Source organism: Achromobacter sp. CF-sbj1-Ac2-l (assembly GCF_052698165.1).
In genome coordinates this window covers 4,932,832-4,958,091 of sequence record NZ_CP199855.1, presented here as the reverse complement: position 1 = coordinate 4,958,091, position 25,260 = coordinate 4,932,832, and the positions used below count along the sequence as shown (strand labels likewise).

At 68.5% G+C, this 25,260-nt stretch carries 21 protein-coding genes and 6 tRNA genes; 7 read left to right on the top strand and 20 right to left on the bottom strand.

Annotated features, from left to right (window positions below; genetic code table 11):
• Positions 1-67: 67 nt before the first annotated feature.
• Genes ACUDCK_RS22745 through ACUDCK_RS22725 form a run of 5 tightly spaced genes read right to left on the bottom strand, consistent with a single transcriptional unit; the run spans position 68 to position 6,202 of the window.
• Positions 68-325, bottom strand: a complete 258-nt coding sequence (locus tag ACUDCK_RS22745; protein ID WP_175167497.1) for a formate dehydrogenase subunit delta — start codon at positions 323-325, stop codon at positions 68-70.
• A 5-nt stretch (positions 326-330) separates the two neighbouring features.
• Positions 331-1,167: a formate dehydrogenase accessory sulfurtransferase FdhD gene (gene fdhD, locus ACUDCK_RS22740; protein WP_054500961.1), complete on the bottom strand. Its 837-nt coding sequence runs from the start codon at positions 1,165-1,167 to the stop codon at positions 331-333.
• Between the two features lie 19 nt (positions 1,168-1,186).
• Complete coding sequence (fdhF, locus tag ACUDCK_RS22735) at positions 1,187-4,063, bottom strand: formate dehydrogenase subunit alpha (protein WP_054417105.1); 2,877 nt, start codon at positions 4,061-4,063, stop codon at positions 1,187-1,189.
• Between the two features lie 13 nt (positions 4,064-4,076).
• Positions 4,077-5,648, bottom strand: coding sequence for a formate dehydrogenase beta subunit (locus tag ACUDCK_RS22730; RefSeq protein WP_175167498.1), 1,572 nt, complete (start codon positions 5,646-5,648; stop codon positions 4,077-4,079).
• The gene (locus ACUDCK_RS22725) at positions 5,645-6,202 is read right to left on the bottom strand and encodes a formate dehydrogenase subunit gamma (RefSeq protein ID WP_054417107.1); all 558 of its coding nucleotides are present in this window, start codon (positions 6,200-6,202) and stop codon (positions 5,645-5,647) included. Before ACUDCK_RS22725 ends, ACUDCK_RS22730 begins: the two co-directional genes overlap by 4 nt.
• Before the next feature lie 157 nt (positions 6,203-6,359).
• Between ACUDCK_RS22725 and ACUDCK_RS22720 the strand changes: the two genes are divergently transcribed.
• Genes ACUDCK_RS22720 through mobA form a run of 3 tightly spaced genes read left to right on the top strand, consistent with a single transcriptional unit; the run spans position 6,360 to position 9,182 of the window.
• Entirely contained in the window at positions 6,360-7,436 is a 1,077-nt protein-coding gene (locus ACUDCK_RS22720; RefSeq protein WP_175167499.1) for a substrate-binding domain-containing protein, read from the top strand.
• 35 nt (positions 7,437-7,471) lie between these two features.
• A complete protein-coding gene (gene moaA / locus ACUDCK_RS22715) occupies positions 7,472-8,566 on the top strand; it encodes a GTP 3',8-cyclase MoaA (protein WP_175167500.1) in 1,095 nt (364 codons plus the stop codon).
• Positions 8,559-9,182 carry a molybdenum cofactor guanylyltransferase MobA gene (mobA, locus tag ACUDCK_RS22710; protein WP_175167501.1) on the top strand — a complete coding sequence of 208 codons (624 nt, stop codon included), beginning with the start codon at positions 8,559-8,561 and terminating at the stop codon, positions 9,180-9,182. The genes moaA and mobA overlap by 8 nt, the downstream gene beginning before the upstream one ends.
• On the opposite strand, the gene ACUDCK_RS22705 is transcribed toward mobA, so the two are convergent.
• The 5 genes from ACUDCK_RS22705 to moaC are packed head-to-tail and all read right to left on the bottom strand — an operon-like array spanning position 9,167 to position 12,107.
• Positions 9,167-10,372: a molybdopterin molybdotransferase MoeA gene (locus ACUDCK_RS22705; protein ID WP_175167502.1), complete on the bottom strand. Its 1,206-nt coding sequence runs from the start codon at positions 10,370-10,372 to the stop codon at positions 9,167-9,169. The genes mobA and ACUDCK_RS22705 overlap by 16 nt on opposite strands.
• Positions 10,373-10,377: 5 nt before the next feature.
• A complete protein-coding gene (gene moaB, locus ACUDCK_RS22700) occupies positions 10,378-10,902 on the bottom strand; it encodes a molybdenum cofactor biosynthesis protein B (protein ID WP_175167503.1) in 525 nt (174 codons plus the stop codon).
• Positions 10,899-11,381, bottom strand: a complete 483-nt coding sequence (locus tag ACUDCK_RS22695) for a molybdenum cofactor biosynthesis protein MoaE (RefSeq protein WP_054417111.1) — start codon at positions 11,379-11,381, stop codon at positions 10,899-10,901. Before ACUDCK_RS22695 ends, moaB begins: the two co-directional genes overlap by 4 nt.
• 5 nt (positions 11,382-11,386) lie before the next feature.
• The gene (locus tag ACUDCK_RS22690) at positions 11,387-11,638 is read right to left on the bottom strand and encodes a MoaD/ThiS family protein (protein WP_006386671.1); all 252 of its coding nucleotides are present in this window, start codon (positions 11,636-11,638) and stop codon (positions 11,387-11,389) included.
• Positions 11,619-12,107, bottom strand: a complete 489-nt coding sequence (gene moaC, locus ACUDCK_RS22685; RefSeq protein ID WP_049075645.1) for a cyclic pyranopterin monophosphate synthase MoaC — start codon at positions 12,105-12,107, stop codon at positions 11,619-11,621. Before moaC ends, ACUDCK_RS22690 begins: the two co-directional genes overlap by 20 nt.
• 327 nt (positions 12,108-12,434) lie before the next feature.
• Here moaC and ACUDCK_RS22680 point away from each other — a divergent pair, with 327 nt between their 5' ends.
• Together ACUDCK_RS22680 and ACUDCK_RS22675 are read left to right on the top strand one after the other, a co-directional pair.
• Positions 12,435-15,992, top strand: a complete 3,558-nt coding sequence (locus ACUDCK_RS22680) for a DUF748 domain-containing protein (RefSeq protein WP_175167504.1) — start codon at positions 12,435-12,437, stop codon at positions 15,990-15,992.
• Between the two features lie 62 nt (positions 15,993-16,054).
• Complete coding sequence (locus ACUDCK_RS22675) at positions 16,055-16,939, top strand: dienelactone hydrolase family protein (protein ID WP_144655705.1); 885 nt, start codon at positions 16,055-16,057, stop codon at positions 16,937-16,939.
• 862 nt (positions 16,940-17,801) lie between these two features.
• Here the strand turns inward: ACUDCK_RS22675 and ACUDCK_RS22670 are convergent.
• Entirely contained in the window at positions 17,802-18,227 is a 426-nt protein-coding gene (locus ACUDCK_RS22670; protein ID WP_054500969.1) for a hypothetical protein, read from the bottom strand.
• Between the two features lie 230 nt (positions 18,228-18,457).
• Between ACUDCK_RS22670 and ACUDCK_RS22665 the strand changes: the two genes are divergently transcribed.
• Both ACUDCK_RS22665 and ACUDCK_RS22660 read left to right on the top strand, forming a co-directional pair.
• The gene (locus ACUDCK_RS22665) at positions 18,458-18,961 is read left to right on the top strand and encodes a peroxiredoxin (RefSeq protein WP_175167505.1); all 504 of its coding nucleotides are present in this window, start codon (positions 18,458-18,460) and stop codon (positions 18,959-18,961) included.
• A gap of 89 nt (positions 18,962-19,050) precedes the next feature.
• A complete protein-coding gene (locus ACUDCK_RS22660) occupies positions 19,051-20,466 on the top strand; it encodes an MFS transporter (protein ID WP_064522671.1) in 1,416 nt (471 codons plus the stop codon).
• A 13-nt stretch (positions 20,467-20,479) separates the two neighbouring features.
• Here the strand turns inward: ACUDCK_RS22660 and ACUDCK_RS22655 are convergent, their stop codons facing one another.
• The 9 genes from ACUDCK_RS22655 to ACUDCK_RS22615 form a co-directional block, all read right to left on the bottom strand.
• Positions 20,480-21,367 (bottom strand): EamA family transporter, encoded by an 888-nt coding sequence (locus ACUDCK_RS22655; RefSeq protein ID WP_175142685.1) that lies wholly within the window; start codon positions 21,365-21,367, stop codon positions 20,480-20,482.
• Positions 21,368-21,369: 2 nt separating this feature from the next.
• On the bottom strand, positions 21,370-22,383 hold the full coding sequence (gene bioB, locus ACUDCK_RS22650; RefSeq protein ID WP_054500971.1) for a biotin synthase BioB: 1,014 nt from the start codon (positions 22,381-22,383) through the stop codon (positions 21,370-21,372).
• Positions 22,384-22,630: 247 nt separating this feature from the next.
• On the bottom strand, positions 22,631-24,121 hold the full coding sequence (locus ACUDCK_RS22645) for a helix-turn-helix transcriptional regulator (protein WP_064522670.1): 1,491 nt from the start codon (positions 24,119-24,121) through the stop codon (positions 22,631-22,633).
• A 229-nt stretch (positions 24,122-24,350) separates the two neighbouring features.
• Positions 24,351-24,427 (bottom strand) — tRNA-Asp (locus tag ACUDCK_RS22640).
• Positions 24,428-24,509: 82 nt separating this feature from the next.
• Positions 24,510-24,585, bottom strand: a tRNA-Glu gene (locus ACUDCK_RS22635).
• A gap of 45 nt (positions 24,586-24,630) precedes the next feature.
• Positions 24,631-24,706, bottom strand: a tRNA-Ala gene (locus ACUDCK_RS22630).
• Between the two features lie 103 nt (positions 24,707-24,809).
• A tRNA-Asp gene (locus tag ACUDCK_RS22625) sits at positions 24,810-24,886 on the bottom strand.
• A gap of 76 nt (positions 24,887-24,962) precedes the next feature.
• Positions 24,963-25,038: transfer RNA gene (locus ACUDCK_RS22620), tRNA-Glu, on the bottom strand.
• A 79-nt stretch (positions 25,039-25,117) separates the two neighbouring features.
• Positions 25,118-25,193: transfer RNA gene (locus ACUDCK_RS22615), tRNA-Ala, on the bottom strand.
• Positions 25,194-25,260: the final 67 nt, after the last annotated feature.

Genomic DNA, 25,260 nt, shown 5'->3' with positions numbered 1-25,260 from the left:
TGCGGTAAAGCTTGCTGCGTCCGCGCGCCGTCGCGGGCACGCGGATCGGTGCGGACGCGTCGGTCGGTCAGGGCACGCGCGCCAGCGGTGTCAGGCGTTCGCGGTTCTGCCTCACCGCCTCCAGCACCAGCGGATGCAATTGTTGTTCGCCGGCATCGCCGTCGGGCTGCCGCGCCAGGAAGTCCAGCAGCTCGTTGCGCATGCGGGGTTCCCAGAACTTGTGGATATGGTTGGCCACGCCTTCCACCGCTTCAGGCCGCAGCGGCATGGCTTCGAAGAATTGGCCGATGCGGTTGGCCATGCGGATCAGGTTGCCGATTTCCATGCGTGTCAGGTCTGCGAAGTGATGCGTTCGGGGTGGGAATACAGGGTCGCGTCGTCGTTGCGCAGAAAGCCCAGCAGCGCGATGCCGGCGCTGTCGGCCAGGCGCACGGCCAACGCGGTGGGGGCAGACACCGCCGCCAGGATGCCGACGCCGGCGGCGGCGGTCTTCTGCACCATCTCGAAGCTGGCGCGGCTGGACACCAGCACCACGCCGTGCGCGGCGGGCAGGGCCTGGCGCGCCAGCGCGCCGACCAGCTTGTCGAGCGCGTTGTGGCGGCCCACATCCTCGCGCACCAGCGCCACGGCGCCGCTGGCGTCGGCCCAGCCGGCGGCGTGGGTGGCGCCGGTCAGGTCATGCAGCGCCTGGCGCGCGCGCATGTCGCGCATCGCCCGCAGCACCGCGCCCACCGGCAGCGGCGCGCCGGCCGGCACCGGCGCCACCGGCCGCAGCACCTCGGGCAGCGTCTCGACGCCGCACAGGCCGCAGCCGGTGCGCCCGGCCATGGCGCGGCGGCGTGATTTCAGCCGCGCCTCGCAGGCGCTGGATATCTCGATCTGCACCACGATGCCGTCGCATTGCGGCAGCACGTCGATGCCGCGCACGTCGGTCACGCTGTCGATGATGCCTTCCGACAGCGAAAAACCGACGGCGAAGTCCTCCAGGTCGGCGGGCGTGGCCAGCATGGTGGCGTGGCTGATGCCGTTGAACTCCAGCGCCACCGGGGTTTCCTCGGCCAGGTTGTCGCCTTCGGCGCCGGGCGCGATGGCGCCGGCCCGCACGCGGGTCACCTGGGCCGCCACGTGCTCGGGGCGGGAGGAAGGGGGAGGGGCGCTGTGGTCCATGGCGGGCTCGGCTGTCGGGTTATTTCCCCGACGTCACGGCTTCGTTCTCGCGCGAGCGTTCACGCAGCAGCTTCTGCTGGATGTCCGCGAAGCGCGACCATTGCCGCTGCCATTCCGACGGCTGGGACACGCGCGTGACCTGCACGGCCGTGACCTTGTACTCGGGGCAGTTGGTGGCCCAGTCGGAACTGTCGGTGGTGACGACGTTGGCGCCGGACTCGGGGAAGTGGAAGGTGGTGTATACCACGCCCGGCTGCACCCGGTCGGTCAGGGTCGCGCGCAGCACGGTCTCGCCCGAGCGGCTCTGGATGCCGACCCAGTCGCCTTCGGCGACGCCACGGTCTTCGGCATCCTGCGGATGGATCTCCAGCACGTCCTCGCTGTGCCACATGACGTTGGGCGTGCGGCGGGTCTGCGCGCCCACGTTGTATTGCGACAGGATGCGGCCGGTGGTCAACAGCAGCGGGAAACGGCGCGTGCTGCGCTCGTCGGTCGGCACGTACTTGGTGATCATGAACTTGCCCTTGCCGCGCACGAAGCTGTCGATGTGCATGATCGGCGTGCCTTCGGGCGCGTCGTCGTTGCACGGCCATTGCAGGCTGCCCAGCTTGTCCAGCTTCTCGTAGCTGACGCCGCTGAAGGTCGGCGTCAGGCGCGCGATCTCTTCCATGATCTCGCGCGGGTGGCGGTAGTTCATGGGATAGCCCAGCGCGTTAGACAGCGCCACGGTCACTTCCCAGTCGGCCTTGCCGTTCTTCGGCTCCATCACCTTGCGCACGCGCGAGATGCGGCGCTCGGCGTTGGTGAAGGTGCCGTCCTTTTCCAGGAACGACGAACCCGGCAGGAACACGTGCGCGTACTTGGCGGTCTCGTTCAGGAACAGGTCCTGCACCACGATGCATTCCATCGCCGCCAGCGACGCCGCCACGTGCTGCGTGTTGGGGTCGGACTGCACGATGTCCTCGCCCTGGCAGTAGAGGCCCTTGAAGGTGCCGCCCAGCGCGGCCTCGAACATGTTGGGAATGCGCAGGCCCGGCTCGGGTTGCAGCGTCACGCCCCAGTCCTGCTCGAACTGCGCCCGCGCCACGTTGTCGGAAATATGGCGGTAGCCCGGCAGCTCGTGCGGGAACGAGCCCATGTCGCACGAACCCTGCACGTTGTTCTGGCCGCGCAGCGGGTTCACGCCCACGCCTTCGCGGCCGACGTTGCCGGTGGCCATGGCCAGGTTGGCGATGGCCATGACGGTGGTCGATCCCTGGCTGTGCTCGGTCACGCCCAGGCCGTAGTAGATCGAGCCGTTGCCGCCGGTGGCGAACAGGCGCGCCGCGCCGCGCACGGCCTGCGCCGGCACGCCGGTGATCTCGGCCATGGCTTCGGGCGAATTCTCGGGCAGCGAGACGAAGTCGCGCCATTCCTGGAACGCCTTGGCCTCGCAGCGCTCGGCCACGTAGGCCTCGTCGATCAGCCCTTCGGTGGCGATCACGTGCGCCATCGACGACAGCAGCGCGGTGTTGGTGCCGGGCCGCACCTGCAGGTGGAAGTCGGCCTTGATGTGCGGCGAACTCACCAGCTCGATGCGGCGCGGGTCGATCACGATCAGCCGCGCGCCCTGGCGCAGGCGGCGCTTCAGGCGCGAGGCGAACACCGGATGGCCACTGGAGGGGTTGGCGCCCATGACGATGACCACGTCGGTGTGCATCACCGAGTCGAAGGTCTGGGTGCCGGCGGATTCGCCCAGCGTCTGCTTCAGGCCATAGCCCGTGGGCGAATGGCACACGCGGGCGCAGGTGTCGACGTTGTTGGTGCCGAACGCGGCGCGCACCAGCTTCTGCACCAGCCAGGTTTCCTCGTTGGTGCAGCGCGACGAGGTGATGCCGCCGACCGCGTCGCGGCCGTACTGGCCCTGGATGCGGCGGAATTCGGAAGCCGCGTACTCGATCGCCTCTTCCCACGACACTTCGCGCCAGGAATCGGTGATGCGCTTGCGGATCATCGGCTTGAGCACGCGCTCCTTGTGGGTGGCGTAGCCCCAGGCGAAGCGGCCCTTGACGCACGAGTGGCCTCGGTTGGCCTGGCCGTCCTTCCACGGCACCATGCGCACCACTTCCTGGCCCTTCATCTCGGCCTTGAAGCCGCAGCCCACGCCGCAATAGGCGCAGGTGGTGACCACCGAATGCTCGGCCTGGCCCATCATGATGACGGTCTTTTCCTGCAGGGTCGAGGTCGGACAGGCCTGCACGCAGGCGCCGCAGGACACGCATTCGCTGTCCAGGAATGGCTGGTCCTGCCCCGGCGACACGCGCGATTCGAAGCCCTTGCCCGAGATCGTCAGCGCGAAGGTGCCCTGGGTTTCCTCGCAGGCGCGCACACAGCGGTTGCAGACGATGCACTTGGAGGCGTCGTAGGTGAAGTACGGATTGGACTCGTCCTTCTCGCTCTTCAAGTGATTGGCGCCGTCATAGCCGTAGCGCACGTTGCGCAGGCCCACCACGCCGGCCATGTCCTGCAGCTCGCAGTCGCCGTTGGCCGGACAGGTCAGGCAGTCCAGCGGGTGGTCGGAGATGTACAGCTCCATCACCCCGCGCCGCAGGTCGTGCAGCTTGGGCGTCTCGGTGAAGACCACCATGCCGTTCTCGGCCGGCGTGGTGCACGAGGCGGGATAGCCGCGGCGGCCCTCGATCTGCACCAGGCACAGGCGGCACGAGCCGAACGGCTCCAGGCTGTCGGTGGCGCACAGCTTGGGGATGTTGATGCCGGCCTCGGCGGCCGCGCGCATCAGCGAGGTGCCTTCGGCCACGGTGATTTCCTGGCCGTCGATGGTCAGGGTGACGGTTTTTTCGGACACCCGCGCCGGGGTGCCCAGGTCGCGGTCGCGCTTGATGACGGTTTCTAGCATGGCGGTCTCGGCTTCAGGCGGGATGGGCGGCGGACTGCGAGGACTCGATGCCGAAGTCCTGCGGGAAGTGGTTCAGCGCGGACAGCACCGGATAGGGCGCCATGCCCCCCAGCGCGCACAGCGATCCGCCCAGCATGGTGTCGCACAGGTCGCGCAGCAGGTGCACCTGCTGTTCGCGCCCCGGGCCGCCAGCGGCGATCTTGTCCAGGGTCTCCACCCCACGGGTGGAACCGATGCGACAGGGCGTGCACTTGCCACAGGATTCGATGGCGCAGAATTCCATGGCGTAGCGCGCCATGCGCATCATGTCGACACTGTCGTCGAACGCCACCAGGCCGCCGTGGCCGATCATGGCCGAGATCTGGACATAGGCTTCGTAGTCCAGCGGCACGTCCCATTGCGATTCCGGCAGGTAGGCGCCCAGCGGCCCGCCGACCTGCACCGCGCGCAGCGGCCGGCCGGAGGCGCTGCCGCCGCCGAAGGTATACAGCAGGTCTCGCAGGCTCAGGCCGAAGGCCTTTTCCACCAGCCCGCCCTGCTTGAGGTTGCCGGCCAACTGGAAGGGCAGGGTGCCGTGCGAGCGGCCCACGCCGTAGTCGCGGTAATAGGCCGCGCCCTTGGCCAGGATGATCGGCACCGTGGCCAGCGAGATCACGTTGTTGATGACCGTGGGCTTGCCGAACAGGCCCGAGATCGCCGGCAGCGGCGGCTTGGCGCGCACCACGCCGCGCTTGCCCTCGATGCTTTCCAGCAGCGAGGTCTCCTCGCCGCAGATGTAGGCGCCGGCGCCCTTGCGCACTTCCAGGTCGAAGCGGCGGCCGCTGCCGTGCACGTCGTCGCCCAGCCAGCCGACGCTGCGCGCCCGCTCGATGGCGGCCTCCAGCGTGGCGATGGCGTGCGGGTATTCGGAACGCACGTAGATGTAGCCGTAGGTCGCGCCCACCGCCAGGCCGGCGATGGTCATGCCCTCGATCAGCACGTAGGGGTCGCCTTCCATCAGCAGGCGGTCGGCGAAGGTGCCCGAATCGCCTTCGTCGGCATTGCAGACGATGTATTTGCGGTCGGCCGGCGAGCCCAGCACCGTTTTCCACTTGATGCCGGTGGGAAAGGCCGCGCCGCCGCGCCCGCGCAGGCCGGAGGTGACCATCTCTTCGACGATGGCGGCCGGCTCCATGGCCAGCGCGCGCTTCAGGCCCTGCAGGCCGCCGTGAGCGGCGTAATCCTGCAGGGACAACGGATCGATCACGCCGACGCGGGCGAAGGTCAGGCGTTCCTGCTGCTTGAGATACGGAATTTCCTCGGTCAGGCCCAGCCCCAGCGGATGCGCGCCGCCCGTCAGCCAGCCGGCGTCGAACAGCGCCGGCACGTCCTCGGGCTGCACCGGCCCGTAGGCCACGCGGCCCGCGGGCGTGCCTATCTCCACCAGCGGCTCCAGCCACAGCAGGCCGCGCGAACCGTTGCGCACCACCTGCACGGCCAGGCCGCGTTCGTCGGCGGCCAGTTCGATGGCGGCGGCCACGGCGTCGGCGTCCATGGCCAGCGCCGCGGCGTCGCGCGGCACGTAGATCAGGGTGGGAGCGCTCATTGGCCGGCCTCCCGCGCGCGATGCAGCAGGCGGTCGAGCTTGGCCGGCGTGACGCGGGCGTGCGGCTGGCCGTCCAGCATCACCGCCGGCGACTGGGCGCACAGGCCCAGGCAGTACACCGGCTCCAGCGTGAAGTCGCCGTCGCGCGTGCTGGCGTGGAAATCACAGCCCAGCGCCTGGCGCGCATGGGCGGCCAGTTGTTCGCCGCCCATCGCCTGGCAGGACTCGGCGCGGCACACTTCCAGCGTGTGGCGCCCGGCGGGTTCGCTCCGGAAGTGGGGATAGAAGGTGATGACGCCATGGACTTCGGCGCGCGACAGGTTCAGGGCCTCGGCGATGGTCTGCACCGCCTCGGCCGGAATACAGCCCAGTTCGTGCTGGACCGCGTGCAGCACCGGCAGCAAGGGGCCGGGCTGGTCTTTCAGGCGGGCCAGGATGCGGGCGGTGGTCGCCACGGCGGGGCTGGCGGAGGCCTGGGCGGCGTCCAGGGCCATGGCGCCGCCACGGGCGCCGCCGGTGGAAGCCAGATCGGATTTTGCCTCGCGCTGACGCATGGCGGTCTCCTCCAGGAGTGCTGGGCCCCGTAGGGTGGGGGCTGTTGTGATGGGAGGTCAGGCCTATTTATATGCAATGAAAAACATATAAATTTCCCTTGCCTCGCGTTATTTGTGTACTCTAAACAGGTAATTAATCGCCTTCAATAAGAAATAAATGACATATAAGTTCCGAATCGGCCTGCGGCCGCAATGGACCTTGGGTGGAGACGACGGCGCCCGCGTGCCGCTGCAGGACATGCTGGCGTTGCTGGCCGCCATCGACGCCACCGGCAACATCGCCGGCGCCTGCCGCGCCTGTGACTTGTCGTACCGCCACGCCTGGGGCGTGCTGCGGCGGTTCGAGGGCATCTTCGGCACCCAACTGCTGATCACCAACCGGCGCCAGGGCACGCAACTGTCGCCGTTTGCGCAGCGCCTGCTGTGGGCCAATCGCCGCATCGAGGCGCGGCTGATGCCCACGCTCGACAGCCTGGCCTCCGAACTGCAGGAAGAACTGGCGCGGCTGCTGCCGGAAAACGGTCCGCACCTGCGGCTGCACGCCAGTCACGGGTTCGCGGTGGAATCGCTGATGGAACACATGGGCGGGCGCAAGCCCGGCCTGGAGCTGCGCTATCGCACCGCGATCGAGGCGCTGGCCTCGCTCGAGCGCGGCGAATGCGACCTGGCGGGCTTCCAGGTGCCGCTGGGCGACTTCGAGGCGCCGATCATGGATCGCTACGCCCAGTGGCTGCACGCCGACGAGTACCTGCTGATTCATCTGGCGGTGCGCAATACCGGGCTGTTCGTCGTGGGCGGCAACCCCAAGCGGATCCACGGCATCGCCGACCTGGCGCGCCAGGACGTGCGCTTCGTCAATCGCCAGATCGGTTCCAGCACCCGTTACCTGATCGGCCTGATGCTGCAACGCGCCGGCGTCTCGATCAGTGAAGTGCAGGGTTACGAAACCAACGAATTCACGCACATGGCGATCGCCGCCCACATCGCCAGCGGCATGGCCGACACCGGCGTGGGCGTGGAGACCGCCGCCTGCCGCTTCGGCCTGGATTTCATTCCGCTGGTGCGCGAGCGCTATTTCTTCGCCATCCGCAAGAACGCGCTGGAGACGCCCGCCATGCGCGACCTGCTGTCCATCATGCGCAGCCCCGACTATGTCGGCTACGTCGGCCAACTGGTCGGCTATGACGCGCGCGATACCGGCCGCCTGCAGACCCTTGAAGAGGCATTTTCCTAGGCGCGCCGCCGCGTGCGCCGGGCTATGATGTTCCCATGAGCAAAGTGATCCTCCTGGCTGATCGCCGCACCGAGCGTCCGGCGCCCCTGGCGCCGCCACCCGTGGGCCAGCCCGCGCTCGACCGGCGCTCCCGGCCGCTGCGCGACCTGCGCATCTCGGTCACCGATCGCTGCAATTTCCGCTGCACCTACTGCATGCCGCGCGAGGTGTTCGACACCAACTACGTCTTCATGCGGCATGCCGACCTGCTGTCGTTCGAGGAAATCGCGCGGCTGGCCGGCGTCTTCACCCGGCTGGGGGTCGAGAAGATCCGCCTGACCGGCGGCGAGCCGCTGCTGCGCAAGCATGTGGAAAACCTGGTGGGCCTGTTGTCGGGGCTGCGCACGCCCGCCGGCCGCCCGCTGGAACTGACGCTCACCACCAACGGCAGCCTGCTCGAACGCAAGGCCGCGGTGCTCAAGGACGCGGGCCTGAAGCGCGTCACGGTCAGCCTGGATGCGCTGGACGCCAGCATGTTCCAGGACATGAGCGACAGCGGCTTCACGCCCGACGACGTGCTGCGCGGCATCGACGCCGCCGCGGCGGCCGGGCTGGCGCCCGTCAAGGTCAACATGGTGGTGCGGCGCGGCCTGAACGATGCGCAGATCCTGCCAATGGCCGAGCGCTTCCGCGGCAGCGGCCACATCCTGCGTTTCATCGAATACATGGACGTGGGCAACACCAACGGCTGGAACCTGACTGAAGTGGTGCCCAGCGAGGAAGTGCTGGCGCGCATCGGCGCGATTCATCCGCTGGAACCGATCTCCACCGACGACATGGGCCGCGTCGCCGAGCGTTGGCGCTATCGCGACGGAGGCGGCGAGATCGGCGTCATTTCCAGCGTCACCCATGCCTTCTGTGGCGGCTGTACGCGCGCGCGCCTGTCGCCGGAAGGCAAGCTGTTCCTGTGCCTGTTCGGCCACGAAGGCCACGACTTGCGCGCGCCGCTGCGCGACGGCGCCAGCGACGACGAACTGGCCGCCATCCTCACTGGAATCTGGGCCGCCCGCGGCGACAACTATTCCGAACAGCGCGGCCGCAACATGGCCGACCCGGCCCGCAAGGTCGAGATGAGCTACATCGGTGGCTGAGACGTTGCCCGCGTTCGACCGGCAACAGGTGGCCGGCCTGATCCTGGCCGGCGGCCAGGGCTCGCGCATGCGGGGCAGCGACAAGGGATTGGTCCTGCTGCGTGGCGAGCCGCTGGTGGCGCACGTGGCGCGGCGCCTGGCGCCGCAGGTCGGGCCGCTGCTTCTCAGCGCCAACCGCAATGCCGACAGCTACGCGCGCTATGGGCGGGTGGTGGCCGACGATACCGACGAATTGGGCGCCTGGCAGGGGCCGCTCGCGGGCCTGGCCGCCGGCCTGGCGGCGGCCGCGCCGTGCGAGTGGCTGGTGGTGACGCCATGCGACACCCCGTTCCTGCCGGCCGACCTGGCCCAGCGCCTGATCGCGGCGGCGCAAGCGGCGGGGGCGCCGCTGGCCTATGCGGTGGCCGGCGGCCAGCGCCATCCGGCCTGCATGGCGCTGCGCGCGTCGCTGTTGCCGGCGCTGCGCGATTATCTCGCGGCCGGCGAACGCAAGGTCGGTCTGTGGCAGTCGCGCGTGGGAGGCGTGGGCGCGCCGTTCGATGACGCGCCCGGCGCGTTCATGAACCTGAACACGCCCGAGGAACTGGCGGCGGCCGAGCGCTACGCCAGCCAGTGACGCAGGTCGTAGTAGGGCACGCGGTCGCGGTCCTGCACCTGCACGTCGGCCGGCAGGCGCGCCAGGCCGGTCGACCACGGCAATGAACTGATCACCCCCGACCCCTGGTGGCCGTACGGCACCAGCTCGGCGTTGCCGTCGTCGGCGGCGCGGCGCTGCACCCGCAGGAATTCCTCGCGGCTGTCCAGGCGCGGATGCTCGGTGCGCAGCGGCAGCCGGCTCACCGGCGGGAACAGTTCCTCGCGGCCCTGCATGCGGCGCACCAGCGGCGACACCAGCATCGCGAACACCGCATAGGCCGACACCGGATTGCCCGGCAGGCTGACCACCGGCTTGTCGCCGATCATGGCCAGCGCCACCGGCTTGCCCGGCTTCATGCGCACCTTCCACAGCGACAGTTCTCCGCCCAGCGCGGCCAGGGCCGGCTTGACCAGGTCGCGCTCGCCGACCGACACGCCGCCGACGCTCAGCACCAGGTCGCATTCGGCCAGCAGCGTCTTGAAAGCGCCGCGCAGGTCGTCCTCGGTGTCGCGGGCATGCAGCACCAAGGCCGGCTCGGCGGCCATGCCGCGCACCAGCGACGCCAGCATCGGGCCGTTGGAGTTGTAGATCTGCGCCGGTTCGCGCGCGCCGCCGGGCGCCACCAGCTCGTCGCCGGTGGTCAGGATGCCCACCCGCAGGCGGCCGTAGACCGGCACGCTGGCCAGGCCCTGCGAGGCCAGCAGCGCCACGTGGGCGGCCTGCAATTGCGTGCCGGCGGGCAGCAGCGGGGCGCCGGCCAGGGTGTCTTCGCCGCGCAGGCGGATGTGCTGGCCGGGACGGGGCTGGCGCGTGATCTCGACCTGCTCGTCGGCCTCGTGCGTGTCTTCCTGCATCACCACCACGTCGGCGCCTGCGGGGATCAGGCTGCCGGTGAACAGGCGGATGGCGTGGCCGGGCTTGAGCGGCTCGGGCGTGTCGCCGGCATAGCAGCGCTGCTGGATCGGCAGGCGCGCGCCCGGCTGCCAGTCGGCCAGGCGCAGCGCGTAGCCGTCCATGGCGCTGTTGTCGGCCGGCGGAATGTCCACCGTGGCGTCAAGGTCGGCCGCCAGCACGCGTCCCGGCGCTTCGTCCAGGCCGACGTGTTCGCGGCGCGCGAGGGGGGCGGCCGCGTTGGCCAGCAGGGTCTGGGCTTGGTCGAAATCCAGCATGGGTATCAGTGGTCTTCTTGGTCGCGGGGTTGGAAGTGCGTGGCGAAATTGCAGGGGCGGTGGCCGCTGTCGAGCTGCTCGCGGATGATGCGGTTCCAGGCGGTTTCGCAGGCGTTGTTCGAACCGGGCAGGCAGAACAGCAGGGTCTGGTTGGCCTCGCCGGCAAAGGCGCGCGACTGGATGGTGGAGCTGCCGATTTCCTCGTAGGAGATCTGGCGGAACAGTTCGCCGAAGCCGGGAATCTCGCGGTCCAGCAGCGGCAGGATGGCCTGCGGCACTTGGTCGCCGTGCGAGAAGCCGGTGCCGCCGGTGGTCAGGATGACCTGCACTTCGGGATCGGCGATCCAGTCGCTGATGACGCGCCGGATCTGGTAGATGTTGTCCTTGGCGATCTCGCGCCGCACGCATTGGTGGCCGGCCTGGGCCAGGCTGTTGGCCAGCAGGTTGCCGGAGGTGTCGTCGCCGGCGCTGCGGGTGTCGCTGACCGTCAGCACGGCGCAGGCCAGCGAGACGGGGGAGGCGTCGTTCATGGAGTCTCCTTGGGGGTCGGGGTGTCGGCGTCCCAGGACTGCGTGCGGTCCTGGTCGGATTGGCGCTGTTCCACCCAGAAGCTGTCGCCACCCGCAAGGGTCTCGCGCTTCCAGAAGGGCGCGCGGGTCTTGAGCGCGTCGATGATGAATTCGCAGCCGCGAAAGGCGTCGCCGCGATGGGCGCTGGCCGCGGCCACGAACACAATCTGGGCATTGCGGGCCAGGGCGCCGACCCGGTGCACGATCACCGTGCCGTCCAGGTTCCAGCGCGCGCGGGCGGTGGCGGCGATGTCTTCGAGCTCGCGCTCGCACATGCCGGGGTAGTGTTCCAGGTAGAGCGTGTCGGTGGGCGTGTCCGGCGCGTAGTCGCGCACGTAGCCCACGAAGGTGACGATGCCGCCCACGCCCGGCCCGGCGCTGGCGCGCAGGGCGGCGGTGAGCGCGGCGCCGTCGAAGTCGGCTTCCTGCACGATGACCATGACGCTCAGCCTCCGGTGACGGGTTCGAACACCGCCACCTCGTCGCCCGCGCGGATCGGCGCCGACGGCTTGGCGTGGGTCTGGTTGATGGCCAGCTTCAGGCGGCCGGCCGGGGCCAGTTGCGGATAGCGTTCGCCAAGCGCGGCCAGCAACTGCGCGCCGGTGGACTCGCCGTCGACCGGCCAGGCTTCGGAGCGCTTGCCGACCAGTTCGGCCACGCGGGCGAAGTACAGAAGATTAATCGTTGCGCCATTCACCGCTTTTACCTCCCGCCTTGTACTTCAGGCGAACTTGTTCGATCACGATGCCCTTGTCGGCCGCCTTGCACATGTCGTAGATGGTGAGCGCGGCGACGCTGCATGCGGTCATGGCTTCCATTTCGACGCCGGTCTTGTAGCTGGTGCGGCAGGTGGCCAGGATGTCGATGCGGTGCGCCGCGTCGTCCAGCGCGAATTCGACGCCGACGAACGACAGCGGCAGGCTGTGGCACAAGGGGATGAGCTCTGCGCAGCGCTTGGCCGCCAGGATGGCGGCGACGCGCGCGGTGTTGAGCACTTCGCCCTTGCCCTGGCCGGGCTGCGTCAGCAGGCCGTAGGCCACCGCGTTCATGCGGACGCTGGCGGTGGCGATGGCGACGCGTTCGGTGTCGGTCTTGCCGATGACGTCGACCATGCGGACCTGGCCGGCTTCATCCAGGTGGCTCAAGGTGGGGGCGGGCGTGGACATGGGAATCGGGATCGAGAATTGTTAATGATTGAAAAGAGCGGTCCCGGCAGGCCGTGGCGGGCCGCTGATGCGCCTATGATAGACGAGCCGCCAGCCGCCGCGCTTTGAGGAAAGATAAGCGCGGCCTTCTTGGCCTGGGCGCCGCGCCCGTGGACCTGCTTTCAGGCCGCGCAGGGATGCCGCGCTGACCGTGGCTTGCGTGCTTTCGTGCCCCTGCGGGGGCATTTGCGCTTGTGGCGCCGCGGCCGCGATGGCGCGTTGCAAAAAGCCCCCCAATTTGCTCGAAGGACGCGATAATGACCTTCGATTCGTACCAGGAGACGCACAATGCCCTTGCGGATGCCCAAGTTCCGGTTCACCCGCCGCTTAGGCAAGATCCTCTTGGGCGTCGTGGTCACGGCGCTGATTCTCTGTGGCATCGCCGCCTGGCAGGTGCCCAAGGTGCTGCACAACGTGCTGACCCAGGACGTGGCCAAGATGCTGGGCCGCGACGTCGCCGTCGGCAAGATCACCTTCAATCCCTTCACCCTGACCGTGCGCGCGCAGGATCTCGCCGTGGCGCAGCCCGGCTCGCAGACGCCCCTGTTCACGGCCTCGGAACTGGACGTCAGCGCCGCCTGGACCTCGCTGTTCTGGTTCGCGCCGGTGGTCGACCGCTTCACCCTGCGCTCGCCGACGCTGTCGATCGTGCGCGAGGATGTCACCCGCTTCAACTTCTCCGACGTGCAGCAGCGCGTGGCCGAGATGACGGCGCCCAAGCCGGACGAGCCGCCCAAGGCCGATGAAGGCCTGCCGCGCTTTTCGCTGAACAACATGGTGATCGAGGGCGGCGTCATCACGCTCGATGACAAAGTCACCGGCCGCAAACAGGTGGTGGACGAATTGGCCATCGGCGTGCCGTTCATCTCGACCTTCGGCTATGCCACCGACATCGACGTGCAGCCGCGCCTGCACCTGCGCATCAACGGCAGCCCGTTCGACCTGACTGGCGTGGCGCGGCCTTTCGACAAGGTGCCATCGTCGACGCTGCGGGTGGCCTTCAGCGGCCTGCAACTGGAAAAATGGGCCGACGTCTGGCCCATGCCGCTGCCGTTCAAGCTCGAACGCGCGTTGCTCGACTCGAACCTGCAGGTCGTGTTCGAGCAGCCCAAGGACGCGCCGCCCAAGATCCGCGTGGTCGGCGACCTGGGCCTGCGCCAGTTCGACCTGCGCGACAGCGCCGGCGAGAGCCTGGCGGCCTGGAGCGCGCTGACCGTCACCCGCCTCGAACTCGAACCGATCGCGCGCCAGGTCTACGTGGGCAGCGTCGACCTGTGGGCGCCGCAGGTGTACGCGCGCCGTTACAGCAACCAGCACCTGAACTGGCAGGACGTGGTCGACAAGCTCAAGCAGTTGGGCGGCCCGGCGCCGGCGGCCCAAGCCGCCGCGATGACCGCCGCCAAGCCGGCCGCGACCGATCCCGCCCAGGCCGCCAAGCCTGCCCCTGCGGCCGCCGCCCAGGCCGCCCAGGCCGCCGCCAGCAGCCCGGCGCCCGCGGCCCCGGCCGCCGCCTCCACGCCCAACGACGCCTCGCCCGCGGCCGCCACTTCCGACGCGCCACCCGCCGCCGACGCCCCGCCCAAGCCCGCCGCCCCCGCCGAATGGAAGGTGACGCTGGACGCCTTCAACATCCACGAAGGCGAGCTCTACGTCACCGACGCCATCAGCAAGCTCGACTACACCCTGACCGGCCTGGCCGTCACCGTCGAGGGCGTGGCGCTGCCGCAGGTCAAGGGCGAACCCATCAATCTCTGGCTGACCGTGGACAACAGCACCGATGGCGGCTGGATCCGCGCCAAGGGCCCGCTGGTGCTGCAACCGCTGTCGCTGGAGCTGGCGCTGCGCATGGGCAACGTCGCGCTGGCGCCGTTCGCGCCGGCCGTGCGCAGCCTGTCGCCGATCCTGCTGCAGGACGGCCGCCTCGGGCTGACCGCGCAGGTGCATGTGCTGGACAGGAACGGCGTCATCGATGCGTCCGCCACGGGCGTGCGCGCCGAGCTGGCCCAGTTCAAGGCGCGCGACGAAACCCTGAATCCCGCGCTCGACGTCGCGCTGCAGCAACTGGTCGTCACCGCCGACCGCCTGGCCATGGGCCCGGGCGCCAGTAATTTCACGCTGGCCGCGGCCGGCATCCAGGGCGGCGGCAAGCTCGACCTGAAGGGCGCCTTCACGCCGCAGCCGCTCAGCGTCAAGACGTCGGTCGACCTGTCCGGCCTGAACGTCGCCTCGTTCGCGCCGTACTTCGCCTCCAGCCTGAACGCCACCGTGCGCGCCATCACGCTGGGCGCCAAGGGCGACGCCGAATTCGCGGCCGCCAACGGCAGCGCGCCGATGAAGGCCGGCTGGAAGGGCGGGGTCGATATCACCGACGTCGACCTGCAGGACCGCGTCAACAAGGACGACTTCCTCAATTGGAAGCGCCTGGGCCTGTCCGGCATGAACGTCTCGGTGGCGGGCGAGAAGATCGTCGCCGGCCTGGGCGACATCGCGCTTGACGACTTCTATGGCCGCATCCTGCTCAATGCCCAGGGCCGCCTGAACGTCATGGACCTGGTGGCCGCGCCCGGCCAGGCCGGCGGCTCCATCACCCAGGACACGCAGACCCCCGGTCGGCGCGCCGAACCGCCGGCGCCGGCGGCCAAGGGCGGGGGCATGCCCGACATCTCGCTCAACAGCGTCACGCTGACGCGCGGCCGCATGACCTTTACCGACCGCTTCGTCAAGCCCAACTACGTGGCCGAGCTGTCCAGCATCGACGGTTCCATCACGGCCGTGTCGTCCACCAACCCGCAGCCCGCCAAGGTCAAGGTCACCGGCCGCGTCTACACCACCGCGCCCCTGTCGATCAGCGGCGTGGTGCAGCCGTTCGCCAAGTACCTGTCGCTTGACCTGAAGGCCTCGGCCAAGGGCGTTGACCTGCCGCGCTTCAACACCTACTCGGCCAAGTACGTCGGCTACCCGATCAAGCGCGGCAAGCTGTCGGTGGACCTGGAATACAAGATCAAGGACCGCGCGCTGCTGGCCACCAACCACGTGGTGCTGAACCAGCTCACCTTCGGCGACAAGACCAACAGCCCCGACGCCACCAAGCTGCCGGTGCTGCTGGCCGTGGCCCTGCTGAAGGACTCGCGCGGCAACATCGACATCAACCTGCCGATCTCCGGGTCGCTCGACGACCCCGAGTTCTCGGTCGGCGGCATCGTCGTGCGGGTGCTGCTGAACCTGGTGGTCAAGGCCGTCACCTCGCCCTTCAGCCTGCTGGCGTCGGCCTTTGGCGGCGGCGAGGAACTGTCGTACGTGGAATTCGCGCCCGGCAGCGCCGCGCTCACCGATGACACGCTGCAGCGCATCGACACCCTGACCAAGGCGCTGGTCGATCGCCCCGCGCTCAAGATGGACCTGAGCGGCCGCGCCGATCCCAAGACCGACCTGGACGGCCTGCGCCAGGCCTGGGTCGACGCCCAGATCCGCCTGGCCAAGGCCCGCGACGTCGCCCCGCGCGGCAAGAAGCCGAACCCGGCCGGCGTCGAGGTCTCGGGCGCCGAGCGCGCCAAGTACCTGGAAAAGGTCTACGACGACACCGACCTCACGGACAAGCCGCGCAATTTCATCGGCATGGCCAAGTCGGTGCCGCCGCAACAGATGGAGGAGATGCTGCGCGCCGCGGCCCCGGTGGGCGACGAACAGTTGCGCCAACTGGCCGACGCGCGCGCGCAAGCGGTGTATGAGAAGCTGCAAGCCCAGGAAGGACTCGCGGATCGCGTGTTCATCGTTGCCCCGCAACTGGACGCCGATGGCATCAAGGACGAGGGCCTGCCCTCGCGCGTGGACTTCTCCCTGAAGTGAACCCCGGCGGTTCGCCAGGACGCGGCCGCGTCCGGCGGCCGTCCCTTGCCCGGAGATGCATGATGAAAGACCAGGACGCGCATTTCGACAGCCTGCTGCCGCCCCTCAAGCTGGACCGCCGTGGCTTCATCGCCACCACCGTCGCCGCCGGCTTCTCGCTGGCCGCCGGCCCCGCCGTCGCGCAGACCGCCATCAAGACCGACGCCAGCGGCCTGACCGCCGGCAAGGTGGACATCCCCACCGCCGATGGCAAGATGCCCGCCTACCGCGCCGCGCCCGCCGGCAAGAAGAACCTGCCGACGCTGCTGGTGGTGTCCGAGATCTTCGGCGTGCACGAATACATCCAGGACGTCTGCCGCCGCCTGGCGCACCTGGGCTACCTGGCCATCGCGCCCGAGCTGTTCGCGCGCCAGGGCGACCCGTCCAAATACACCGACATCCCCAAGCTGCAGGCCGAGATCATCAGCAAGGTGCCCGACAAGCAGGTGCGGGATGATCTCGACGCCACCGTCGCCTGGGCCGCCGCCCACGGCGGCAGCGACGACAAGCTCGGCATTCTCGGCTTCTGCTGGGGCGGCCGCCAAGTCTGGCTCTACGCCGCCCACAACCCCAAGCTCAAGGCCGGCGCCGCCTGGTACGGCCAGTTGGGCGGCGACCCGAGCGAACTCAAGCCCCGATCGGTCCTGAGCCTGGTCAACGACCTCAAGGCCCCGGTCCTGGGCGCCTACGGCGGCAAGGACGCCGGCATCCCCCAGACCGACGTCGACAAGATGCGCATCGAACTCGCCAAGGGCCCCGCCGCCGCCAAGGCCTCCCGCATCGACGTCTACCCCGAAGCCCCCCACGCCTTCCACGCCGACTATCGGCCGAGTTACCGCAAGGCCGAGGCGGAGCAGGCTTGGCAGAGGATGCTGGACTGGTTCAAGCAGAATGGGTTGGGGACTTGAGGTGAGTGTTTCTTCGGGGCGAGAAGGGCGTTCTTCGTAGGCCGCCCCTGGCGTCGGCCGGGCAGGCGGGGCGCGCCCACGATTGCGGTCCGGAGCCTTCGCTCCGGACTTCCCCCTCGTCATCTTCGTTGTCGCCTTCGGCGACGGCCTTCAGATTCCCTCGGGCGCATCGAGGTTGCGCCCCGCCTGCCCGGCCGACGCCAGGCGCTACCGACATCTGCATAGGTGAGGCCGCTCGGGCGGGGTGAGGGGAGAGATCTTGCGTCGCCCGCCGGGACCGGCTGCGCGGGCAGCCGGTCCCGGCGTACGCTTTAGCTGTGCGTCGTGAGAGCGGCGCTGCGCGCGGGGGGGAGGGCGCGGCACGAGGGAGATACAGGTCAAGCGCCGCGACCCTTCATGTCGCACGGGAACGTGAACGCGCGACGCAGTTTCAAAGCCAGGCGCCCAAAAGCTCCAAAGCCAATTCCACAAGCTTCAAAGCCAAGCCTGCCCACGCGCGCAGCGTTCATCCTGGCCTGCAAGACCCCGCGTAAGCCAAAAAAGGCCGCCCGCGCGGCCGCCTTTTGGCGGGCCCCGCAAACTCCTCCCACCCCCGTTGACGTGGCCAACCACGCCAAGCACCCCATTCGCCCCAGCACCGCGGGCACCAAGACATCATGAGCCCGGCGGGACGGCGCAGGCGGAGGGCGGGGCGTGTAGATGCGCCCGACGGAAACCGTAGGCAGCCGCCGCAGGCGGCAACGAGGTTGAGGACGGGGCAGTCCGGAGCGAACGCTCCGGACCGCAATCGTAGCCCCGCCCTCCGCCTGCGCCGTCCCGCCGGGCGGCTCAAGAACCCAAACCCCCACTCACAAAAAAGCGATCACTTCTCCGCACTCTCCCCCGGCAACCCATCACTAACCTCAGCCAACGCCGCCTTCATGTCCTCATAAGAAATCACCCGCTCATTCTGAAAACTCCCCAGCACCCCCCGGCACCCGTCGACGCCGGACCGCTTCATCTCCTCCATCATCCGCGTCCCATCCGCCAACCCCTTCTGATAGAGCCCGTCATACCCCGCCGCCGAAAACCCGTATTCCTTGGCATACCGCTCCAGGTTCTTGCGCGAGGTCGCCTGGTGCTGCGCCAGGTCGGGTTCGGACGCCCCGCACGAACGGGCCGCGCCGTTGGAGGCGCCCGCGGCCACCACGAAGGATTCGAACTGGGCCTGCTCGGCCGCGTCGGGCGCGGCCCAGGCCGGGGCGGCCACGGCCATCGTAAGGGCCAGGCCGATCAGCATCTTGCGCATCGGTTTGTCTCCGCAAAGCGCCCGCGCGCGGCCATCGCGCGCGGGCATTGAACACGCCCACATTATGGCAACGAACCCCGCGCCGCCCCGCGTGTGGAGTCGTTTCAGACTGTGCGGGTTTTTTTCCCGATCTGTCCGGCGGGCCAGCAAGCGCAACAGACACGAACTATGATGAGGGCTGTGGGGCACCTCCGCCCCAATGCAACACCCCCAACACTGGAGATTTCCCCATGAGCATCAAAGTCGGCGATCGCGTGCCTGATGGCACCCTGACCGAATTCATCGAAACCGAAAGCGAAGGCTGCTCGCTCGGCCCCAACGCCTTCCAGGTCACCGACCTGACCCGCGGCAAGACCATCGCCCTGTTCGCGCTGCCTGGCGCGTTCACGCCGACCTGCTCGGCCAAGCACCTGCCCGGCTACGTCGAGCAGGCCGCCGCCCTGAAGGCCAAGGGCGTCGATGAGATCTGGTGCGTGTCCGTCAACGACGCCTTCGTCATGGGCGCCTGGGGCCGCGAACAGAAGACCGGCGGCAAGGTCCGCATGCTGGCCGACGGTTCCGCCCTCTGGACCAAGGCCCTGGGCCTGGAGCTGGACCTGATCCAGCGCGGCATGGGCGTGCGCTCGCAGCGCTATTCGGCCCTGATCGTCGACGGCGTGGTCAAGCAATTGAACGTCGAAGGCCCCGGCAAGTTCGAAGTCAGCGACGCCGCGACCCTGTTGTCGCAACTCTGATTTCCCGCGCAGTTCCTGTTTCATCGCTCAATGCGCGGGCCGCCCTGGCGGTCCGCGCCGCTACCTCCCGGCAGAGGTAGCCAGACGCCATGCTCGCAACCCTCTCTTCTTTCTCGTCGCTCTATTTCGCGACCCTGCTGATGCTCATCGGCACCGGTCTGTTCAACACCTACATGGGGTTGAGGCTGACCGCGCAGTCCGTCAGCGAGATCTGGATCGGCGCCCTGATCGCCGGCTATTACCTGGGCCTGGTGTGCGGCGCGCGGCTGGGGCACAAGCTCATCATCCGCGTCGGCCACATCCGCGCCTTCGTTGCCTGTGCCGCCGTCGCCACCAGCATGATCCTGGCGCAGACGCTGGTCGACTCCATGCCGCTGTGGCTGGTGTTCCGCGTCATCTCGGGCATTGTCATGGTGACCGAATTCATGGTCATCGAAAGCTGGCTCAACGAACAGACCGAAAACCACCAGCGCGGGCGCGTGTTCTCCGTCTACATGGTGGTGTCCGGCCTGGGCACGGTGCTGGGGCAACTGGCCCTGACCGCCTACGCCACGCTCGACCTGCGGCCATTGACCCTGGTCGCCATGTGCCTGGTGCTGTGCCTGGTGCCCATCGCCGTCACGGCGCGCTCGCACCCGCCGACCCCGCTGCCGGCCGCGCTCGACATCCGTTTCTTCATGCGCCGCGTGCCGCTGTCCATGACAGTGCTGTTCGTGGCCGGCAACCTGTCCGGCGCCTTCTATGGCCTGGCGGCCGTGTACGGCGCCAAGCACGGCCTGACGACCTCGCAGGCCGCCGTGTTCGTGGCCGCCGCCGTCACCGCCGGGCTGCTGTCGCAATGGCCCATGGGCTGGCTGTCCGATCGCATCAACCGCGCCGGCCTGATCCGCTTCAATGCGTTGCTGCTGGTGGTGCTGCCGACCGTCATGTGGGGCTGGCTGACCTTGCCCTATTGGGCGCTGGTGGCCATGTCCTGCGTCTTCGGCATCCTGCAGTTCACCCTGTATCCGCTGGGCGCCGCCTTCGCCAACGACCACGTCGAATCCGAGCGCCGCGTCAGCCTGTCGGCGGTGCTGCTCATGACCTACGGCGTCGGCGCCTGCGTCGGCCCGATGATCGCCGGCCTGCTGATGTCGCTGGCCGGCCCCAGCATGTATTACGTCTTCATCTCGGCCTGCGCGCTCATCCTCGTGTGGCAGGTGCGCCCGACGCGCGTCACCGGCGCCCATCAGGTCGAGGAAGCGCCGGTGCATTTCGTGCCGATGCCGGACACGCTGCAGAGTTCGCCGGCCGCCGCGGTGCTGGACCCACGGGTCGATGTGGAGAACGACATCGGCATCGAGATGGTCCAACCCGAGCCTTCGGCCGCGCCTGCCTCGGCGCCGGTGGAAGGCGCCGGCGCGGTGGATCCCCCCATCGCGGCCATGACCGCCACGGCCGAGCCGGCGCGGGCCGAGCCCGATGCCGAGGATCAGGCGGCGCGGCAGCCTCGCACCGGCACCTGAGCGCCGGGGGCGCTCACCACGGGGTCATCAGCAGGATGGCCCCCAGCGCCAGCGCCAGGCCCACGCCGTTCAGGCGCGTCAGGGGTTCGCGGAACGCCAGTGCTCCGACCAGCGTGCCCAGCGTGATCACGCCCATGTTCATGGACGCGAACACCAGCGCGGGATGCTCGGGCAGCGCCTGGTGGGCGCGGATATAGGTGATGATGTTGCCGAAATTCACCACTCCCAGCGCCACGCCGGCCGCCAGATGGCGCGGGGCCCAGCGGGCGCGGCGCCAGAGCAGGTAGGCCAGCATCAGCGCGCTGGCCAGCGCGAACGCCAGCAGCAGGCCGCCGGCGAACCCGGTGCCGGCGCGCGCCACCTGTTTGAACAGGATGTCGACCACGCCATAGGCCACCCACACCGACAACGGCCACAACCACAGCGCGCGGCGTCCGGCCGTGTCCGTATCGCGCGCCGGCGTGGCCGCTTCGGGCTCGGGCGCGGGGCGCCGCAACAGGCAGAACAGGGCGGCGAAGGCCAGCGCGATGGCGCCCAGCTTGCGGCCGCTGACCGGCTCGCCGAACAGCAGGAACGCCGCCAGCAGCGGGATGAACAGCGACAACCGCTGCGCGGCGTCGCTGCGCACCACGCCGGCATGGCGCACGGCCAGCGCCATCGCCATGAAGCCGCTGGGCAGCAGCACGCCCAGCGCCGCCAGCACCAGCCACGGCGTCTGTGGTGTCAGCAGCGCCACGGGGTCCGGCCGCAGCACGGCCCAGCAGAGCAGGGCGGCCACGGCGTGGTTGGCCATGATGGCCTGGCGCACGTCCACCTGCCAGCGCCGCGCCAGCTTCAGCATCGCCGCCACGGCGACACTGCAGGTGACGCTGGCCAGCAGGTATGACAGGCCCGGAGTCAGCGTCACGCCGACAGGTCCTGGTGCGTGTGCTGGCCGGCATCGATGCGCATGCCCAGGCGTTGCAGCAGGCGCTGGTCGGCCTCCATGCGCGGATTGCCCGTGGTCAGCAGCACGTCGCCGTAGAACATCGAGTTGGCGCCGGCCATGAAGCACAGCGCCTGCATGGCCTCATCCATGGCCTCGCGCCCGGCCGAGAGGCGCACCACGGCGCGCGGCATGGTGATGCGCGCCACGGCGATGGTGCGCACGAACTCGAACGGATCGAGCGGCTCGGCGTCGGCCAGTGGCGTGCCTTCCACCCGCATCAGGTTGTTGATCGGCACCGACTCGGGATAGGGCTCCATGTTGGCCAGTTGCGCGATCAGGCCGGCGCGCTCCTGGCGCGATTCGCCCATGCCGACGATGCCGCCGCAGCAGACGTTGATGCCGGCGCCACGCACGCGGTCCAGCGTATCGAGGCGGTCCTGGTAAGTGCGGGTGGTGACGATCTTGCCGTAGAACTCGGGCGAGGTGTCGAGGTTGTGGTTGTAGTAGTCCAGGCCGGCGGCCTTGAGTTGTTCGGCCTGGCCTTCGCGCAGCATGCCCAGTGTGACGCAGGTCTCCAGCCCCAGCGCCTTGACCGCGCTGACCATCTCGGCCACGGCCTCCAGGTGGTGCGGCTTGGGGCTGCGCCAGGCGGCGCCCATGCAAAAGCGCTGCGCCCCGCCTGCCTGCGCGGCGCGGGCCGCGGCCAGCACCTCGTCCAGCGGCATCAGCTTTTCCGCTTCCAGGCCGGTGTCGTAGCGCGACGACTGCGAGCAATAGCCGCAGTCCTCGGGACAGCCGCCGGTCTTGATCGACAGCAGGCTCGAGAGCTGGATGCCGTTGGGGTCGAAATGGGCGCGGTGCGTCTGCTGGGCGCGGAATACCAGGTCCATGAACGGCAGGGCATAGAGCGCCATCACTGCGGCGCTGCTCCAGGCGGGCGCGGGCTGCGCCTTGGGCGGCTTGGGAACGGGAATGTAGGCGGTCTGCATCAACGGGCTCCAGAAGGCTTGCGGGGCTCTCGCCGGCCCCGTGGAGGGCGGCTAGATCGGCGGATCGTAAGAACCTGCGCAGGGTTTGCGCAATCTGGGGCGCAATGCGGATTTTGGCGGGGAGTTGCCTGGTGTTTTGCTGGAAATCGCGCTTTTTGGAGGCGGACGGAATCGAACGCGGCGGCATCTCCGTGCAGCGCGATACCCCGATTATTTTGATTCAATTTGTAAATCCGGGCGGGCGATGTCAGCCCGCGCCGGACTTGCCGCGGGGGCGGGGTTTTTCATGGCCGGTGATACCGCGGTCGCGGGCCCAGACGATGGCCGCGCTGCGCCGATGCACGCCGATCTTGCTGTAGATGGTGGCCACGTGATTGCGCACCGTGTTGCGCGACAGGCGCAACTGGCGGGCGATATCGTCGTCGTCATGGCCTTGGCACAGCAGGCCCAGCACCTCGCGCTCACGCGCGGTCAGTTGCGCCAGCTCGGCCACGTCGCGCGCCGCCGGCGCCGGGGCGCGCAATTGCGCCAGCTTCTCGATGATGCCGCGGCTGAACCATGAGGTGTCTTGCATCACCGCCTCGATCGCGGTCAGCAGCTCGGTTTCGCTGCGCTTGCGTTCGGAGATGTCCTGCATCACCAGCAGCACGCGGCGCTCGCCGCCGATCATGACCGGCTCGGCCGACGCCAGGCAAGCCAGCACGGCGCCGTCCGGCGTGGCCAGCGCGGCTTCGCGGTTGCGGATGCTCTCGCCGCGCGCCAGGCTGTCGGCCATGCCGTCGAACGGGCGCAGGCCGAGCGTGGTCAGTTCCTGGCCCGCGCCGTCCTGCGCCGACACGCCCACGGCCTGCGCGAACGCGTCATTGATATCCAGCGCGCGCAGCGATTCGCCGTCGCACAGCGCCATCGGCACAGGCGCCAGCCGGAACGCCTTGGAGAAACGTTCCTCGCTCTGCTGCAGGGCTTCCTCGGCGCGCTTGCGCTTTTCCAGGTCGATGAAGGTGAACAGCATGCACGGCTCGTCCTGCATGTCGATCGGCTGGCCGGCGACGATGACGAACCTGGCGCCGCCGTCGCCCAGCCGCAGCACGCCCTCGCGCTGGGTGATGGTCAGGCCCGCGTTCAACTTGGCCACCGCGTCCTCCTTGTCCTCGCCGCCATCGAGCACGTCGAGTTCGTAGGCCGATTTGCCCAGCACCGCCTCGCGCGTCAGGCCCGTCATGTCCAGGAAGCCCTGGTTCACTTTCACGTAGCGCAGGTCGGACAGCCGGCAGATGAGCGCCGGCGCGGGATTGGCGGCAAAGGTGCGTTCGAAGCGCTGTTCGGCATTGAAGGCTTCGGTCTGGTCGTCCAGGATCAGCACGCGATAGTCCGTGCCGTCGTCTTCCAGCAGCAGGCCCCGCGCCCGGATGTTGCGCAGGAAGTCGGGATCGTCCTTGCGCGTCAGGTCCAGCAGCAAATCGTCGAATGCCGTGCCCGCGGCCAGTCGATCCAGCGGATACTGCCGGGCGGGAACGCGATGGTGATTGCGGTAGGTCAGCGCATAACGCTTGCGGTAGCCCGCGGGTGTGTTGCCCAACGCCTCCAGTGTGTCGATCCCATGCAGCGCCAGTGCGCTGGCGTTGGCCCAGGCGATGACGCCATCGGCCTCGAGCAGGATGATGCCTTCGTTCAGGCCTGCGATGATGCGTTGCAGGTGTTGGCGATGCGGGTGTGGAGCGGCGTTGCTGGCGGTCACGTGGGCCTCTTGGCTTGGCTGGCACAAGCGCACAGGATGCGTTGCGCGGCGCGGCCTGTCTAGAGGATAAACGGACGAGAAGGGGGAACGGGCGTCTCGGCGCGGGTCGCCGCGAAAAGCAAAAAAGCTCCGGAATCCGGAGCTTTTGGCGGGCGCTTTCTGGCGCAGTGCAGGAAGACTCCTGCGGAACAACTGGATCTTGCGGCTTGCTGGGATGCACGCAAGTGCTTGGCGGAGCGGACGGGGCTCGAACCCGCGACCCCCGGCGTGACAGGCCGGTATTCTAACCAACTGAACTACCGCTCCGCAGCGGTCTACAACAACAACACTTGGCAGCGCACCATCTTGTCAGGACGGCTTCGCAGATCCGGTAGGCGAGCCAGCGAACTGGCGTCCCCTAGGGGATTCGAACCCCTGTACTCACCGTGAAAGGGTGATGTCCTAGGCCTCTAGACGAAGGGGACCGGAAACTGCAACTGCTCGAACTACTGTACTACTTACTGCTTTACTGGTGGAGGTAAGCGGGATCGAACCGCTGACCTCTTGCATGCCATGCAAGCGCTCTCCCAGCTGAGCTATACCCCCCAGAATCCCTGCCGTTCCAACCTGCAAACAACAAGGCTTACACCCTATAAATGCAAAAAGCTCCAGGGACGGAGCTCTTGAAAGGCACTGCGTAGAGCGCTTTTGGCGGAGCGGACGGGGCTCGAACCCGCGACCCCCGGCGTGACAGGCCGGTATTCTAACCAACTGAACTACCGCTCCGCAGCGGCTTACTCAACTACTGTGTCACTTCAACTGCACTTTGGTACTACAAAACTCTGTACTGCTGCCAGTGAACTGGCGTCCCCTAGGGGATTCGAACCCCTGTACTCACCGTGAAAGGGTGATGTCCTAGGCCTCTAGACGAAGGGGACTTGGACTTGCTGTCGACTTGCTGTCTTTACTGCGCGTTTTACCGCGAGTTTTCCTGCTCTACTACTCTTCGCTTTGGACTGGTGGAGGTAAGCGGGATCGAACCGCTGACCTCTTGCATGCCATGCAAGCGCTCTCCCAGCTGAGCTATACCCCCGTTCTTCTAATCAACTCCTGCCACGTTTTACGTTTTTTCCGATCGCTTTCGCGGTCGTTTTTCGTAT

Coding starts and splice junctions, on each gene's coding strand:
- ACUDCK_RS22745 (WP_175167497.1), bottom strand. CDS start 325: ATGGAAATCGGCAACCTGATCCGCATGGCCAACCGCATCGGCCAATTC.
- fdhD (WP_054500961.1), bottom strand. CDS start 1,167: ATGGACCACAGCGCCCCTCCCCCTTCCTCCCGCCCCGAGCACGTGGCG.
- fdhF (WP_054417105.1), bottom strand. CDS start 4,063: ATGCTAGAAACCGTCATCAAGCGCGACCGCGACCTGGGCACCCCGGCG.
- ACUDCK_RS22730 (WP_175167498.1), bottom strand. CDS start 5,648: ATGAGCGCTCCCACCCTGATCTACGTGCCGCGCGACGCCGCGGCGCTG.
- ACUDCK_RS22725 (WP_054417107.1), bottom strand. CDS start 6,202: ATGCGTCAGCGCGAGGCAAAATCCGATCTGGCTTCCACCGGCGGCGCC.
- ACUDCK_RS22720 (WP_175167499.1), top strand. CDS start 6,360: ATGACATATAAGTTCCGAATCGGCCTGCGGCCGCAATGGACCTTGGGT.
- moaA (WP_175167500.1), top strand. CDS start 7,472: ATGAGCAAAGTGATCCTCCTGGCTGATCGCCGCACCGAGCGTCCGGCG.
- ACUDCK_RS22705 (WP_175167502.1), bottom strand. CDS start 10,372: ATGCTGGATTTCGACCAAGCCCAGACCCTGCTGGCCAACGCGGCCGCC.
- moaB (WP_175167503.1), bottom strand. CDS start 10,902: ATGAACGACGCCTCCCCCGTCTCGCTGGCCTGCGCCGTGCTGACGGTC.
- ACUDCK_RS22695 (WP_054417111.1), bottom strand. CDS start 11,381: ATGGTCATCGTGCAGGAAGCCGACTTCGACGGCGCCGCGCTCACCGCC.
- moaC (WP_049075645.1), bottom strand. CDS start 12,107: ATGTCCACGCCCGCCCCCACCTTGAGCCACCTGGATGAAGCCGGCCAG.
- ACUDCK_RS22680 (WP_175167504.1), top strand. CDS start 12,435: ATGCCCTTGCGGATGCCCAAGTTCCGGTTCACCCGCCGCTTAGGCAAG.
- ACUDCK_RS22675 (WP_144655705.1), top strand. CDS start 16,055: ATGAAAGACCAGGACGCGCATTTCGACAGCCTGCTGCCGCCCCTCAAG.
- ACUDCK_RS22670 (WP_054500969.1), bottom strand. CDS start 18,227: ATGCGCAAGATGCTGATCGGCCTGGCCCTTACGATGGCCGTGGCCGCC.
- ACUDCK_RS22665 (WP_175167505.1), top strand. CDS start 18,458: ATGAGCATCAAAGTCGGCGATCGCGTGCCTGATGGCACCCTGACCGAA.
- ACUDCK_RS22660 (WP_064522671.1), top strand. CDS start 19,051: ATGCTCGCAACCCTCTCTTCTTTCTCGTCGCTCTATTTCGCGACCCTG.
- bioB (WP_054500971.1), bottom strand. CDS start 22,383: ATGCAGACCGCCTACATTCCCGTTCCCAAGCCGCCCAAGGCGCAGCCC.